13 protein-coding genes are annotated in these 13,398 nt (G+C 70.0%); 7 read left to right on the top strand and 6 right to left on the bottom strand.

The window, feature by feature from the left end; all coding sequences use genetic code 11:
- Positions 1 to 37: 37 nt before the first annotated feature.
- Positions 38 to 319: a hypothetical protein gene (locus N8I87_RS38100; protein ID WP_263215433.1), complete on the top strand. Its 282-nt coding sequence runs from the start codon at positions 38 to 40 to the stop codon at positions 317 to 319.
- Positions 320 to 334: 15 nt separating this feature from the next.
- Here N8I87_RS38100 and pqqE read toward each other — a convergent pair whose 3' ends face one another.
- From pqqE to pqqA, 4 genes are read right to left on the bottom strand one after another with little or no spacing between them, the layout of a single operon-like run.
- Positions 335 to 1,426, bottom strand: a complete 1,092-nt coding sequence (gene pqqE, locus N8I87_RS38095; RefSeq protein ID WP_263215432.1) for a pyrroloquinoline quinone biosynthesis protein PqqE — start codon at positions 1,424 to 1,426, stop codon at positions 335 to 337.
- Complete coding sequence (gene pqqD / locus N8I87_RS38090; RefSeq protein ID WP_263215430.1) at positions 1,423 to 1,695, bottom strand: pyrroloquinoline quinone biosynthesis peptide chaperone PqqD; 273 nt, start codon at positions 1,693 to 1,695, stop codon at positions 1,423 to 1,425. Before pqqD ends, pqqE begins: the two co-directional genes overlap by 4 nt.
- On the bottom strand, positions 1,692 to 2,408 hold the full coding sequence (pqqC, locus tag N8I87_RS38085) for a pyrroloquinoline-quinone synthase PqqC (RefSeq protein WP_263215428.1): 717 nt from the start codon (positions 2,406 to 2,408) through the stop codon (positions 1,692 to 1,694). The genes pqqD and pqqC overlap by 4 nt, the downstream gene beginning before the upstream one ends.
- A 40-nt stretch (positions 2,409 to 2,448) precedes the next feature.
- Positions 2,449 to 2,610 carry a pyrroloquinoline quinone precursor peptide PqqA gene (gene pqqA / locus N8I87_RS38080; RefSeq protein ID WP_263215427.1) on the bottom strand — a complete coding sequence of 54 codons (162 nt, stop codon included), beginning with the start codon at positions 2,608 to 2,610 and terminating at the stop codon, positions 2,449 to 2,451.
- Between the two features lie 188 nt (positions 2,611 to 2,798).
- Between pqqA and N8I87_RS38075 the strand changes: the two genes are divergently transcribed.
- Positions 2,799 to 3,911: a PQQ-dependent sugar dehydrogenase gene (locus N8I87_RS38075; RefSeq protein ID WP_263215425.1), complete on the top strand. Its 1,113-nt coding sequence runs from the start codon at positions 2,799 to 2,801 to the stop codon at positions 3,909 to 3,911.
- Positions 3,912 to 3,956: 45 nt separating this feature from the next.
- Here the strand turns inward: N8I87_RS38075 and N8I87_RS38070 are convergent, their stop codons facing one another.
- Complete coding sequence (locus tag N8I87_RS38070; RefSeq protein WP_263215423.1) at positions 3,957 to 5,543, bottom strand: GMC oxidoreductase; 1,587 nt, start codon at positions 5,541 to 5,543, stop codon at positions 3,957 to 3,959.
- A 169-nt stretch (positions 5,544 to 5,712) separates the two neighbouring features.
- Between N8I87_RS38070 and N8I87_RS38065 the strand changes: the two genes are divergently transcribed.
- The 5 genes from N8I87_RS38065 to N8I87_RS38045 all read left to right on the top strand — a co-directional run bounded on the left by N8I87_RS38065 (position 5,713) and on the right by N8I87_RS38045 (position 11,152).
- Complete coding sequence (locus N8I87_RS38065; protein ID WP_263215422.1) at positions 5,713 to 7,047, top strand: NAD(P)/FAD-dependent oxidoreductase; 1,335 nt, start codon at positions 5,713 to 5,715, stop codon at positions 7,045 to 7,047.
- Between the two features lie 46 nt (positions 7,048 to 7,093).
- The gene (locus tag N8I87_RS38060; protein WP_317633529.1) at positions 7,094 to 7,591 is read left to right on the top strand and encodes a gluconokinase; all 498 of its coding nucleotides are present in this window, start codon (positions 7,094 to 7,096) and stop codon (positions 7,589 to 7,591) included.
- Positions 7,592 to 7,886: 295 nt separating this feature from the next.
- On the top strand, positions 7,887 to 9,398 hold the full coding sequence (locus N8I87_RS38055) for an arylsulfotransferase family protein (protein ID WP_411577408.1): 1,512 nt from the start codon (positions 7,887 to 7,889) through the stop codon (positions 9,396 to 9,398).
- A 12-nt stretch (positions 9,399 to 9,410) separates the two neighbouring features.
- Positions 9,411 to 10,457 carry a 3-oxoacyl-[acyl-carrier-protein] synthase III C-terminal domain-containing protein gene (locus N8I87_RS38050; RefSeq protein WP_263215420.1) on the top strand — a complete coding sequence of 349 codons (1,047 nt, stop codon included), beginning with the start codon at positions 9,411 to 9,413 and terminating at the stop codon, positions 10,455 to 10,457.
- Between the two features lie 35 nt (positions 10,458 to 10,492).
- Entirely contained in the window at positions 10,493 to 11,152 is a 660-nt protein-coding gene (locus N8I87_RS38045; protein WP_263215419.1) for a sulfotransferase family protein, read from the top strand.
- 68 nt (positions 11,153 to 11,220) lie between these two features.
- On the opposite strand, the gene N8I87_RS38040 is transcribed toward N8I87_RS38045, so the two are convergent.
- Positions 11,221 to 13,398 carry an ABC transporter ATP-binding protein gene (locus N8I87_RS38040; RefSeq protein ID WP_263216868.1) on the bottom strand — a complete coding sequence of 726 codons (2,178 nt, stop codon included), beginning with the start codon at positions 13,396 to 13,398 and terminating at the stop codon, positions 11,221 to 11,223.

The following is a 13,398-nucleotide window of genomic DNA, read 5'->3' as shown; positions in this document are numbered from 1 at the left end:
TCAGCGGTTCGGCCGCGACAGAGCCCGGCGTGGAGACATGAGCGAGATCGTCGTCGTGTACGAGCTCGACGAGCCGGTGGCGGGGCATACGTCCGCGGCCGGCTCGCCCGATACGGAACGGCTCCCCCGCCGGGTGCACGCCGCGCCCGCCGCCCCTGGCAGACCCGATGCCGCCGGACCGCGGACACTGTGCGGCAAGGACACCTTCGCCATGGAGAAGGCCCCTGGGCAGCCGTCCGAGCGCCCTGGGGCTCCCTGGTACCCCGCCGAGTACGCGTCCCTCGTCTGCCCCGACTGCGATGCCGTCATGGAGATCTGAACATTTCGCGTGTCGTCAGCGCGTCTCGCGGTCCGCGTACGCCCGGTATTGATAGCCGGACCCGCTTCCCTTCGCGGCCACCGCCTTCTCCACCAGGTCGTGGTCCGGGGACAGGCGGCACGCCGGGTCGGTGCGGGTGGCGTCGCCGGTGAGTGCGAAGGCCTGGCAGCGGCAGCCTCCGAAGTCCTCGTCACGGCGCGGGCAGCTGCGGCAGGGTTCGTGCATCCAATCCGTGCCGCGGTACTGCTCGAAGGCGCCGGAGTGCTCCCAGATCCATGCGAGCGGCCTGTTGGCGACATTGGGCGGATCGAGGCCGGGCAGGGTCGCCGCGGCCGGACAGGGCAGCACGGTGCCGTCCGGAGTGACCGTGAGCGACACCGCTCCCCAGCCGCCCATGCACGGTTTCGCGACTCCGTCGACATAGTCCGGTACGACCCAGACGAGCTCGGTGCGTCCGGCCAGCCGCTCCCGCCACCGTGCCACGGTCTCCGCCGCGCGGCGCAGCTGGTCGCGGCTCGGCATGAGTGCGGCACGGTTGCGCAGGGCCCAGCCATAGAACTGGGTGTTGGCCAGCTCGATCCGGTCCGCGCCCCACTCCAGTGCCCGTCGCACCAGGACGTCGATCGCGTCGAGGTTGTCGCGGTGCAGGACGACGTTGACCCCCAGGGGAAGGCCTGCCTGCCGGACCAGCGCGGCCGCGCGTTCCTTGGCGGCGAACGAACGGCGCCCGGCGATCCGGTCGGAGGAGACGGGGTCCGCGTGCTGCACCGACAGTTGTACGCTGCGCAGTCCCGCCGCCAGGAGCTCGGTCAGCCGGGCCTGGTCCAGTCCCAGCCCGCTGGTGACGAGCTGTGTGTGGATCCCCGCGGAGTCGGCCGCGGCGACGATCGCCTCCAGGCCGTGGCGCAACAGCGGCTCCCCGCCGGACAGATGGGTGCTGACGACGCCCAGGTCCCCGGCCTGTCGCATCACGTCCGCCCACTGGTCCGTGGACAACTCACGTGATCGGCGGGTCAGTTCCAGCGGATTGGAGCAGTACGGGCAGCGCAGCGGGCAGGCATGCGTCAGCTCGGCGAGCAGGGCCCAGGGCCGTGGCACGCGGGTCATCGCAGCCAGCCCTCGGCCCGCATCCGGCCGAGGAACACCGCAACGTCGGTGGCCACCGGGGATCCGGGGAAGCGTGCCCCCAACACCTCGACGATCCGCCGGACGTCGCGCTCACCGTCGCACAGGCCGAGGACGGTGCCGGCCTGCCCGGTCAGGACCACCACGCGTTCCGGCATGACCAGCAGATCGGTGCCGCGCACCCGGTCGTGCCGCAGCAGTACGGCAGGGGCGAGTCCGGGGCGCCAGTGCGGCGGGGCTTCCGCCGTCATGAGCGGGTCTCCCGCGGTACGAGGTCGACGGCGTCCAGCAGTGACCACAGGATGTCGCATTTGAAAGCGAGCGCCGCCACCGCCTGGTCCTGCTCGGCCCTGCCGCGTGCCCACTTCAGGACCAGGGGCAGTGCCTCGCCGCTGTCCCGTCGGCCCTGCCGGACGCGTGTGCGGAAGTAGGCCAGGCCGTCGGGGTCGATCCACGGGTAGTGCCGTTCGAAGGCCTCGATGCGCCGCTGCATGAGGTCCGGAGCCGCCAGTTCGGTCAGGGACGCGGCGACCGCCTCCAGCGGTGACCGCAGTCGGCAGAAGTTGACGTATCCGTCGACGGCGAGCCGTACCCCGGGCAGCACGTCCCTGCCTGACAGCAGCACGCTCCGGTCCAGGCCGGCGGCATCGCCCAGCCGCAGCCACCGCTCGATGCCGCCCTCGCCCTCCGCACGGCCGTCGTGCTCCTCGATCCTGCGCAGCCACATGCGCCGCAGGTCCGGGGATTCGAACTTGGCGGTGATGAGGGCATCCTTGACCGGGATGTGCCGCTGGTAGTGGAAACGGTTGGTGATCCAGCGCCGGAGCTCCGCCGGGCTCAAACGTCCCTCGTCCATGCGGATGTTGAAGGGATGGCGGTCGTGGTAGCGCTTTTCGGCCACCGCCCGCAGCCGTTCCTCGAACTCCTCGCGCCCCCACGGCCGCAGGGCCTCCGCAGCCGTCATGGCGTGATCTCCTTCCGTCCGCGTCACGTCCGCGCCGGCCCTAGCGGGTGGCCAGCGAGTACGCGGTGACTTCCAGCGCGGTGTCGACGACGACGTAGTCGGGTCGCTCCCAGGCGGCCTCGGCCGTGCTCGGGCGCGGGGCCGCCTCGGTGCGGGCTTCCCGATCGGGACCGTTCGTACGGTCCGTCGCTTCGTTCGGCATGGTGCCTCTCCTTCCGGTGGACGGTGGGTCCCCACCGCAGCATCCGGAGTCTTCGCAGGTCGGGCAACCGGGAGGCGGCCAGACGGGTGTCACTTCGGGCCTGTCCGAGCCTCCGCCCGGCAAGGCCGACCTACGCTCCGGGTGAACTGCCCCTTCCGCCTGGAGGATGCACCTTGCCCACTGTCGCGATGCCCCGAAGGACCCCGGGGAGAAGGCCGCTGCGTACGGCAACCGCCGTCGCCGCCATGGTCGCCGGACTGCTCGTGCTGGCCGAGCCCGGAAGCAGCGCGTCCCACCTGCCGGGACCGCGCGCCGCCACGGAACCGGGCGACGTCACGAACGTCTCGACCGGGTGGACCACGCCCTGGGGCGTCAGCTGGCTGCCGGACGGTTCCGCGCTGGTCGGCGAGAGCGAGACGTTCAAGATCTACCGGCTCACCCCGGCCGGCGAGAAGACCCTCGTGGGATCCGTCCCGCAGACGGTGACCACCAAGCAGGAGGACGGTCTGCTGGGCATCGCCGTGTCGCCCCACTGGGCGGAGGACCACCACATCTACGTGTTCCACACGGCCGACGAGGGCAACCGGATCGCGCGGATGACCTACGACGGGACCACGCTCGGTGACTACCGTGCGCTGCTCACCGGCATCGAACGGGGGGACTGGCACAACGGCGGCGGACTGGTGTTCGGTCCGGACGGTTACCTCTACGCGGGGGCGGGGGACGCGCACCAGGACCAACTCGCTCAGGACAAGGGCTCCCTCAACGGAAAGGTCCTGAGGTTGACGGCCGACGGCAAGCCCGCACCCGGCAATCCGTTCGGCACGTACGTGTACTCCTACGGGCACCGCAACCCGGAGGGTCTGGCGTTCGACTCCGCGGGCCATCTGTGGGCGTCCGAGCTCGGCCCGGACTCGAACGACGAGCTCAACCTCATCGAGCCCGGCAAGAACTACGGCTGGCCCACCTGCGTCGGGCCCTGCGACACCGCGGGAATGACCAACCCCAAAGCCACCTGGTCCGTCAGCGACGCGTCCCCGAGCGGGCTCACCTACGCCGACGGCAATCTGTACATGGCGGGCCTGCGCAGCCAGCGCCTGTGGCGCATCCCCGTCAGCGGCACCGACATCGGCACACCGGCGGCGTACTACCAGGACAAGTACGGCCGCCTCCGCGCCGTACAGAAGGTTCCGGGCAGGGCTGCGCTGTGGCTCTTCACCTGCAACACGGATCACAACGGCACCCAGCCCGACGGATCGGACCAGGTGCTCGAGGCGGCGCTGAAGCCCACGGCGCCGTGATCCACGCAGTGCGCGGGGTGCCCTCTCGGGCCGGGAGGGCCGAGGTCACTGAAGTCGCTCCGCGATGTGGTCGCCGACGCGCAGGGCGTTGGCCATCGCGGTCAGGGAGGGATTGACCGCTCCGATGCTCGGGAAGAAGCTCGTGTCGACGACGTAGAGGTTGTCGAGGTCGTGGGCCTTGCAGTTGACGTCCAGGGCCGAGCTCGCCGGGTCGCTGCCGAAGCGGACCGTGCCCGCCTGATGCGCGGTGGCGCCGATGGGCATTCCCTTGTGCAGGTAGATGCTGCGCGACAGGAGATGGTGTTCGTGCATGCCCAAGTGGCTGAGCATGTCCTGCAGTTTGTGCCGCAGACGTTGCAGCCCGGCGATGTTGTTCTTCTCGTCGAGGGCCAGGTGGATGCCGCCGTCCCGGTCCAGGGTGACGCGGTTGTCGGGGGTCGGCAGGTCCTCCCCGCACAGCCAGAAGTCGACGGCGTGGTGGGCCAGTACCTCGAACGGCATGTCAGGGGTCACGGCCCCGGCCCAGCGGGGTGCTTCGCCGTGGATCTGCTCGGCGTCGGACTTGCCGAGCATCTGGATGCCGCCGAGGGGGTATTCCCAGTCGTCGGATCCCAGGTACCAGTCGTGCAGCGCCAGGGTCTTCTGGAACTTGGTGTCGTTCGGTTCCCTGGACACGGCCATCAGTGCCAGGTTGTTGTGCCGCATGTAGTTCCGGCCCACCACGTCCGAACTGTTGGCCAGGCCCCCCGGGTGCCGGTCGTTGGCCGAACGCAGCAGCAGGACCGCGGAGTTGACGGCACCGCAGGCGACGACCACGATGTCGGCGCTGAACTCCACAGTCGTAGGGTCGCCGTCGCCCACGGTGGCGACGACCGAGGTGACACTCCGGCCGGTCGCATCGGTCTCCAGGCGCCGTACGTCCGCATGAGTGATCATCTCGACGTTGGCGTGTTCGAGGGCGGGATCGACACAGATGACCTGGGCATCGGACTTCGCGCCGACCAGGCAGGGGAAGCCGTCGACGCGGTCGCACCGGATGCAGGCGCTGGTGTGCACGGCCCGGCCCTGGTCGTCCTGGATGAGGTTCACCCCGATCGGGAGGTGGAAGGGGTGCAGCCCCTGCTTCTCCAGGTCATGGCTGAGCTGCTGGATGCGGGGCTCGTGCTGGACCGGCGGGTAGGCGTACTGGGCGCTGGTGGGACCGCAGGTGGGGTCCTCGCCGTGCCGGCCGTGCACGAGGTAGAGGTGTTCGGCCCGGGTGTAGTAGGGCTCGAGGTCCTCGTAGCGCAGCGGCCAGGCGGGCGAGGTGCCGTCATGGTGACGGAGTTCGCCGAAGTCCTCGGGGCGCAGCCGGAAGAGCGCGGCGCCGTAGAACTTGGTATTGCCGCCCACGTAGTAATTCACCTCGGGCGGGAATTGGTTCCCGCTCTTGTCGAACCAGAATTCCGGGGCACGGTATTTCCCTTTGACGAAGACCGCGGTGGAATCCCAGTTGTCGCGTTCGCGCGGCAGATAGTCGCCGCGTTCGAGAAGGAGGATCCGTTTTCCCGTGTCCGCCAGCCGGTGGGCGATCGTGCCACCGCCCGCACCTGTACCGATGACAATGACGTCGTAGTGCTGCGCTGCGGTCATCTCGGCCACCGCCCTCGGGTCCTGGGCTCCCACACAAAGGTATCTCCAGGCGATATTTCCGGCGAGTTGGCCCATTCAAGTGATTCACGGCGTCCGACTCGCCCGGATGCTGCCGTGCTCATACCCTTGACCTGCACAGCTACCGCTGAACGAGGACGGGCCCGACGACATGGACCGTACCGCTACCAGGCCGAAGGTCGTGATCATCGGCGGCGGCTTCGCCGGGCTGTTCGCGGCCCGCGAGCTGCGCCGCGCAGAGGTCGACGTGACTGTCGTCGACCGCGCCGGCCATCACCTGTTCCAGCCGCTGCTCTATCAGTGCGCCACCGGAATTCTGTCCGAGGGACAGATCTCCGTGCCGCTGCGTGACCTGTTCAAACGCCACCGCAATACCGAGGTGGTCCTGGCCGAGGTGTTCGATTTCGACATCGCGGGCCACAAGGTGCTGGCGCGACGGCCGGGCGGGGAGGAGATCGAGCTTGCCTACGACCACGTCATTGTCGCGGCCGGTGTCCATCAGTCGTACTTCGGTCACGAGGAGTTCGCGCGCTTCGCGCCGGGCATGAAGACCCTGGCCGACGCACTGGAAATCCGGCGGCGTGTATTCGGTGCCTTCGAACGGGCCGAGACGGCCAGGGATCCCGTCGAGCGCAGGCGTCTGCTCACCTTCGCCCTGGTCGGGGCGGGTCCGACGGGCGTGGAGCTCGCCGGGCAGTTGCGCGAACTGGCCACGCACACGCTCAGGTCCGAGTTCCGCGCCATCGAGCCCGAGGACGCGCGTGTCCTGCTCTTCGACGGCGCCGTGAAGCCGCTGGCGGCCTTCGGACCGAAACTCGCCGCCAGGGCGGGCCGCGCTCTGCGGGCTCTCGGAGTCGAACTGCACATGGGTGCCCTGGTTACCCACGTCGACGGCGACGGGCTGATCGCCCGGGACCGGAAGGGCAACGAAACGCGCTATGACGCGGGAACCGTGTTGTGGACGGCAGGGGTGCAGGCGCCCGCCCTCGCCGGCGCGCTGGCCAAGGCCACCGGAGCCTCCTGCGACCGGGCCGGCCGCATCTGCGTCGAACCCGACCTGACCGTGCGGGGACACCCCGAGATCTCGGTCGTCGGCGACCTGATGAGCCTGGAGGAGCTACCCGGTGTGGCGGAGGTCGCCATGCAAGGCGGACTGTACGCCGCACACCGGATCAGACGGCTGACCACCGGGCAGGGTGACCCCGGTCCCTTCCGGTACCTCGACCTGGGCTCGGCGGCGTACATCTCCCGAGGGCAGGCGGTGGTCAGCGTCGGCCGCCTGCAGTTCGGTGGCATGCCAGGCTGGCTGACCTGGCTCTTCATCCACATCGCGTTTCTGACCGGCTACCGCAACCGCGTCGGTGCGATCCTCACCTGGGCGCTGGCGTTCACACGAGGCATCCGCCGCGAACGGCCGTTCATCGGCGCGGCCATCGACGTCCAGCACGACCCGTACATCCGGACCGGCCGTCCCCCGGGCGGCTAGGGGTCGGCAGGGAGGCCCGTTGACCAGGCCCGTCGGGCATTCGCCGGTGGTGGTCGTGATGGGTGTGTCGGCATCCGGGAAGTCCATGGTCGGAACGCTGCTCGCGCAACGTCTCGGCGTGCCGTTCCTGGAAGGTGACGATCTCCATCCGGCCGCGAACCGCGCCAAGATGGCCTCCGGGCACCCCCTCGACGAGGCGGACCGCCGACCCTGGCTGGAAGCCCTCACCGCCTGGATCCGGACGGCTGCCGGAGAGCGGGGCGGAGTCGTGTCATGTTCGGCCCTCAGACGCGCGTACCGGGATCAGTTTCGCCGCACCGGGGCGAACGTCCAGTTTCTCCATCTGGCCCTGGACCCTGACGTGGCGGCAGAGCGGATCGCCCGCCGGAAGGGGCACTTCATGCCCCCGAAACTGCTCAACTCCCAGTTTGAGACGCTGGAACCGCTGCAGGCCGACGAGCCCGGACTCACGGTGGACGCATCGAGGAGCACGGCGGAAATCCTGGAATCGGCGCTGCGCCGGTTGACCCGGCCGGATTCGTAGGTCCGATTCCCAGGGCCGCAATGTCCCAGGAGCAGAGCGGGACCGCGCTCACACGGGTTGGCAGTCCGCGATGGTCACCCAGCGGTCACAGGGCTCATGACTGTCCGGTGACCGAGGAGCGGATAGAACGTTCGGGACCGTCGCGGCGCTCCTGCCGGGCCGCGCAGGAGCGGCAGAGCGTCCGCGTGCAACGCCGGTAGATCAGCGCACACCCGCCCGCCCCCCTCTCACACAGGAGATCAAGCGGATGGCTCATCGGCTCCGGACCTGTACCGCGTTAGCGGCGACCGCCCTGATGGTGGTCGTGTCCAACAGCACAGGCAGAACCCCGGCCGTGCGGGCAGCGGCCGCCACAGCTGCCACGTCGGCCGTCTCCACCCATGGCTCGGGCGCCGCGCGCATCGGCTCCGCGCTGCGTCCGGGAGACGTCGCCTCATCGGCGGTGGACGAGCCGCCGCCCGTCGACGTACTGGTCCGTCGCCCGGGACGGGCCCAGGGAGACCTCTTCGTCACGGCCCAGGGGCAGACCGAGTTTGCGCGCGGGCCGCAGATCATGGATGACCGCGGCCGCCCCATCTGGTTCCGCAAGGTACCGGACGGCAACTTCGCCAGCGACTTCCGTGTGCAGGAGTACCACGGGCAGAAGGTGCTGACGTGGTGGGAGGGCGAGTCCACGAACACCGGTGTCGGCTCCGGCATCGGATACATCGCCAACCAGAACTACGAGATCATCGCCACGGTGCAGACACCGGATCCCGGCGAGGTGATGGACCTTCACGAGTTCCTGCTGACTCCGCAGGGCACCGCGCTCATCGTCAGCTACCAGCAGAAGCCGTACGACCTGAGCCAGTACGGCGGGCCCAAGGACGGCTCGGTCGTCGACAGCGTCGTGCAGGAGATAGACATCGCCACCGGCAAGAAGGTGATGAACTGGAGCAGCCTGGAGCATGTCCCGCTCACCGACTCCGACTTCCGGCCCGCCCCCGGCAGCACCGTCCCCTACGACTACCTGCATGTGAACTCCGTCGACGTCGACTCCGACGGGAACCTGCTCGTCTCCGGCAACGGGGCCAGCACGATCTACAAGGTGGACCGTCGCACCGGCAGGATCATCTGGCGGCTGGGCGGGCGGCACAGCGACTTCCGGCTCGGCGCGGGCGTACGTTTCAGCTGGCAGCACGATGTCCGGGCCGTCGGCCACCACACCTACCGCGTCTTCGACAATGGCACGCGGCGCGGTCTGGAGGGCTACGAGTCGCGGGTGGCGTGGATCAGTATCGACCCCGCTCACGGCACGTCGAAGCTGATACGCCAGCAGGTCCACCCGAAACTGATGTCGAGCCCCGTGGAGGGCAACAGTCAGGCGCTGAACAATGGAGACACCTTTGTGAGCTGGGGCGTGGCGGGGCCCGGCCGTATGTCGGAGTTCTCGCGCGACGGCAGGCTGCTGTTCGACGCCACGTTCCCCTACAACGGCAGCAGTTACCGCGCCTACCGGCTCGGCTGGAAGGGCCGGCCGCTGACCAATCCCGAGCTCATCGTCGAGAACGCCGCCTCCGGTGTGGTCAGGGCCAACTGGAACGGCGCCTCGGACGTGGCCCGTTGGCAGCTGCTCGCCGGTGGACCGCAGGGCGGCCTGAAGCCGGTCGCGACCGCGGCCTGGGACGGCTTCGACACGCCGATCAAGCTGCCCGCCGGCGCTCGTGACGCCGCACGGCTCCAGGTCCAGGCGCTCGACGAGCGGGGCAAGGTGATCGACAGCTCGCCCGTCACACCCGTCGGCGCCGCCGCGTCCGGCGTCCGCTGAGCGGGGGTCGCGATGACGCACGCACGGATCGCGGCGCTCTCCTTCCGGACGCCGCCGCTGGTGAAGATGGCGGAGCTGGCGGGTCATGTCGCCTCCGACGTCGGCGGCTTCGCCATCGCCAAGGTCGTCGGCAATTCGGCCATCTCCACCAAGGGCATGGCGGTCAACGTGCTGGTCGAGGACCCACGGTGGTGGTCGACCCGGCAGCGGATGGACCGCGGCCTCGCCGAGGCCTCCCGGCTGGGCGGGGCGGCGGTGCTGGAGGCGCTCGGCCGGGCCGGACTGCGCGCACGGGACGTCGGGCTGCTGGCCACCGTCACCACCACGACCCACTCGGCCCCCGGCCTGGACGCCCTCGCCCCGGCACTCGGCATGCGCGAGAACGTCGAGATCCTCTCCCTCGGTCCGATGGGCTGCTACGCGGCCCTGCCGGCCCTGACCGCCTGCGCGCACTGGGTCGCGGCCCGGCGCAGGCCCGCCGTACTGCTGGCCGTGGACCTGTTCTCGCCGCACATGCAGCCGCCGCCCTACGACAAGGAGGCGGCGGTGGTGTGGACACTCTTCGGCGACGGGGCCGCGGCGGTCGTGCTGCTGCCCGACAAGGACAAGCGGGGTACCTCCGGGGCGCAGGTGGTCGACGCCGAGCAACTGACCGTCCCGGCACATGCCGAGGACCTCCAGGTGCACGTCGGCGACCTCGGGCTGCGGATCCGGCTCGCCCCCACCATGCCGGACGTCGTGGCCGCGGCCGTCGGCGTCCCGGCCAAGGCATTGCTGGCCAGGAATCGTCTCGCCTGGGGCGACGTGGTCTGGTGGGCCGTGCATCCCGGCGGCCGGCGCATCCTGGACCGCGTCGAGGAGGCGATCGGACTGCCCGAGGACTCCATGGCGGTGGCCCGCGCCGCGATGCGTGCCTACGGCAACACCGCGGCCCCGGCCGTCCTCGGCGTGCTGCAGCAACTGCAGGCGGCCCGGCCGCTGGCCCCCGGAGAGCACGGCGTCGTCCTGGCCTTCGGGCCCGGCGCCACGATCTGGGCGGTGCTGCTGCGCGGCGCGTGAACACCCGTAAGACCCGTACGACATGAGGAGAGACAATGCTGGAGATCTTCGGCGTGGGCTTCGGGCGCACCGGAACCCTGTCGCTCAAGAAGGCTCTGGAGCGGCTCGGGTTCGGCCCGTGCCATCACATGCTGGGCCTGTTCGAGGACCCGGACACCGTTGCGCTGTGGCAGGCCGCCGCACGCGGGGAGCCGGTCGACTGGACGCGGGTGTACCAGGGTTACCGGTCGGGCGTCGACTGGCCGGGCGCCGCCTTCTGGCGGCAGATCACCGCCGCCTTCCCCGAGGCGAAGGTGATCCTCACCGAACGCGACCCGGACGCCTGGTACGCCAGCGCCGAGAGCAGCATCCACGCCGCCGCCGTGGCGCCGCTGCCCGATGACGCCGATCCGCTGTTCGCCCGGGTGCGGCAGATGTCGCTCGACGTCGTCTGGGACGGCGTCTTCGGCGGTCGGTTCACCGACCGGCAGCACGCCCTGGACGTCTACGAGGGGCATATTGCCGCGGTCAAGCGGGAGTTGGACCCCGCACGGCTGCTGGTCTTCGAGGTCGGCCAGGGCTGGGAGCCGCTGTGTGCGTTCCTCGGGGTGCCCGCCCCCGACGAGCCCTTCCCGCGCAGCAACGACCGGGCGGCCTTCACCGCGCAGCTCGCCCGGCTCAGGGCCGCCGGCAGCACGGCGGAACCGGCCGGGTGAGCGCGTTCCTGGGACAGGCCGACGTGCCCGCGGCGGGGCTCCCCCGCCTCGGGCACGTCGGTTTTTCCTTACGGTGGCGTGCCGTTCTCGTCGGCCCGTGCCGTCACCTCTTGCGAGGCCCGGAGGGTCCGTTGTGGTGGTGGACCGGCCCGGGACCGCCCAGGCCCTGCGCCGTCGGCACCGTCCGGGCCGCCGCCCGGGGGCGGGCCGTGGTGATGGAAGATCGGAGGAGGCCCGCCGGGGACGGCCCGGCTGAGGTCCGGCGCACCGGCCCCGGGACCGAAGTGGTGGTAGCCCGGACCGGGGGCGCCCGCGGGTTCGGGAGTACGCTCGGGCGCCGGCTCCGGCAGCGGCGCGTCGTCGTGCCGCGAGAACTGTGTGCGGTACAGCTCGGCGTAGAGGCCGTTGCGCGCGATCAACTCGTCGTGCGTGCCGCGCTCCTGGACCTGCCCGTCGTCGATGACGAGGATCTGGTCGGCGTCCCGGATGGTGGAGAGCCGGTGTGCGATCACCAGCGAGGTCCGGCCCGCCAGCGCGGTCTTCAGCGCCCGCTGCAGCGCCGCCTCCGACTCGGAGTCGAGATGTGCGGTGGCCTCGTCGAGCACCACGATCGGCGGTGCCTTCAGCAGCAGCCGGGCCATGGCGATGCGCTGTTTCTCCCCGCCCGACAGCCGGTAGCCGCGGTCGCCGACCACGGTGTCGAACCCGTCGGGCAGCGACTCGATCAGCTCCCAGATCTGCGCCGCCCTGCACGCCTCGATCATGTCCTGTTCGGTCGCCTCCGGGCGGGCGTAGAGGAGGTTCTCCCGCAGTGTGGTGTGGAAGAGGTGGGCGTCCTGGGTGACCATGCCGACCGTGTCGTGCAGCGACTCCAGCGTCAGGTCGCGGATGTCGCGCCCGCCGATGCGGACGGTGCCCTCCATCGGGTCGTAGAGCCGTGGCACCAGGTGGGTGATGGTCGTCTTGCCCGCGCCCGACGGGCCGACCAGCGCGGTCAGCTTGCCCGCGGGCGCGGTGAAGTTCAGGTCGCGCAGCACCCATGCGTCACTGTCGCGTTCCCGCGTCGGCATCGCGATGGACTCCAGGGAAGCCAGCGAGACCTCCGACGCCTTCGGGTAACGGAACGACACATTGCCGAACTCGATCTCCGGCGCCTTCTCCTCCGGTGCGGCTCTGGACGGCAGTGCCACCGCGTCCGGCTTCTCCGCGATCAGCGGCTTGAGGTCGAGCACCTCGAAGAGCCGGTCGAAGCTGACCAGCGCGGTCATCACATCCGCCTGGGCATTGGACAGTTGGCCGATCGGCGCGCCCAGCCGGGTGAGCAGCGTGGCCATCGCCACCAGCGTGCCGATCTGGAACGCGCCGTCGATGGCCATGGACCCGCCGAAACCGTAGACCACGGCCGTGGCCAGCGACATCACCAGCATGTTCGTGATGAACAGCATCTTCATGGACACGGAGTTGCGCACTCCGACGTCCCGGCTCCGGCCCGCAAGACCGGCGAAGAGCCGTGTCTCGCTGTGGGGACGGCCGTAGAGCTTCGCCAGGAGCGCCCCGGTGACGTTGAAGCGCTCGTTCATCATCGAGCCCATCTCGGCGTTGATCTGCATGTGCTGGCGCAGCAGCCGTTGCAGTCGGCGGCCGACGATCCTGCCCGGCAGCACGAAGAACGGCAGCAGCAACAGCGAGATGACGGTGATCTCCCACGACAGATAGAACATCGTGACGAGGACGAAGACCAGGGTGAGGCTTGCGGAGACCACCGTGGCGAACAGGTTCGTCAACGCCTGCTGCGCTCCGACCACGTCGGTGTTGAGCCGGCTCACCAGGGCGCCGGTCTGTGCCCGGGTGAAGAACGCGATCGGCTGCCGCTGCACATGGTCGAAGACGCGGGTCCGCAGGTCGTAGACGAGGCCCTCGCTCACCCGTGCCGAGAACCAGGATTCGGCGTAAGCGAGGAAGGCCGCCGCGACGGCCAGTACGCCCACCGCGACGGCGATCCACACGACGACGGACTTGTCGTGGTCGGCGATTCCGTCGTCGATGAGGTACTTGAACATCAGCGGCATCGCCACGGTGATGCCGGCGTTCAGCGTGGTAATGGCCAGGAGAGCGCTGATGATGCCGCGGTATGGCCGTGCGTAGGGGACGATCCGTTTCGCCGTGCCGGGCTTGACCCGCATCTTGCCCGAGGGCGTCTCCGGCCCTTCCCCGTGGATCAACACCGGTCCCGGGCCACCCATCAT

Origin of the sequence: Streptomyces sp. HUAS 15-9 (genome assembly GCF_025642155.1) — a bacterium.
Lineage (GTDB): Bacteria > Actinomycetota > Actinomycetes > Streptomycetales > Streptomycetaceae > Streptomyces.
The sequence above is the reverse complement of the archived record's forward strand: the minus strand, read 5'-3'. Positions and strand labels throughout refer to the sequence as shown.

What these genes read in the sequence shown, in the direction of transcription:
- N8I87_RS38100 (WP_263215433.1), top strand. Translation starts at nt 38, where the DNA reads ATGAGCGAGATCGTCGTCGTGTACGAGCTCGACGAGCCGGTGGCGGGG.
- N8I87_RS38040 (WP_263216868.1), bottom strand. Translation starts at nt 13,398, where the DNA reads ATGATGGGTGGCCCGGGACCGGTGTTGATCCACGGGGAAGGGCCGGAG.
- N8I87_RS38050 (WP_263215420.1), top strand. Translation starts at nt 9,411, where the DNA reads ATGACGCACGCACGGATCGCGGCGCTCTCCTTCCGGACGCCGCCGCTG.
- pqqD (WP_263215430.1), bottom strand. Translation starts at nt 1,695, where the DNA reads ATGACGGCGGAAGCCCCGCCGCACTGGCGCCCCGGACTCGCCCCTGCC.
- pqqC (WP_263215428.1), bottom strand. Translation starts at nt 2,408, where the DNA reads ATGACGGCTGCGGAGGCCCTGCGGCCGTGGGGGCGCGAGGAGTTCGAG.
- N8I87_RS38075 (WP_263215425.1), top strand. Translation starts at nt 2,799, where the DNA reads ATGCCCCGAAGGACCCCGGGGAGAAGGCCGCTGCGTACGGCAACCGCC.
- pqqA (WP_263215427.1), bottom strand. Translation starts at nt 2,610, where the DNA reads ATGCCGAACGAAGCGACGGACCGTACGAACGGTCCCGATCGGGAAGCC.
- N8I87_RS38045 (WP_263215419.1), top strand. Translation starts at nt 10,493, where the DNA reads ATGCTGGAGATCTTCGGCGTGGGCTTCGGGCGCACCGGAACCCTGTCG.
- pqqE (WP_263215432.1), bottom strand. Translation starts at nt 1,426, where the DNA reads ATGACCCGCGTGCCACGGCCCTGGGCCCTGCTCGCCGAGCTGACGCAT.
- N8I87_RS38055 (WP_411577408.1), top strand. Translation starts at nt 7,887, where the DNA reads ATGGTGGTCGTGTCCAACAGCACAGGCAGAACCCCGGCCGTGCGGGCA.
- N8I87_RS38065 (WP_263215422.1), top strand. Translation starts at nt 5,713, where the DNA reads ATGGACCGTACCGCTACCAGGCCGAAGGTCGTGATCATCGGCGGCGGC.
- N8I87_RS38070 (WP_263215423.1), bottom strand. Translation starts at nt 5,543, where the DNA reads ATGACCGCAGCGCAGCACTACGACGTCATTGTCATCGGTACAGGTGCG.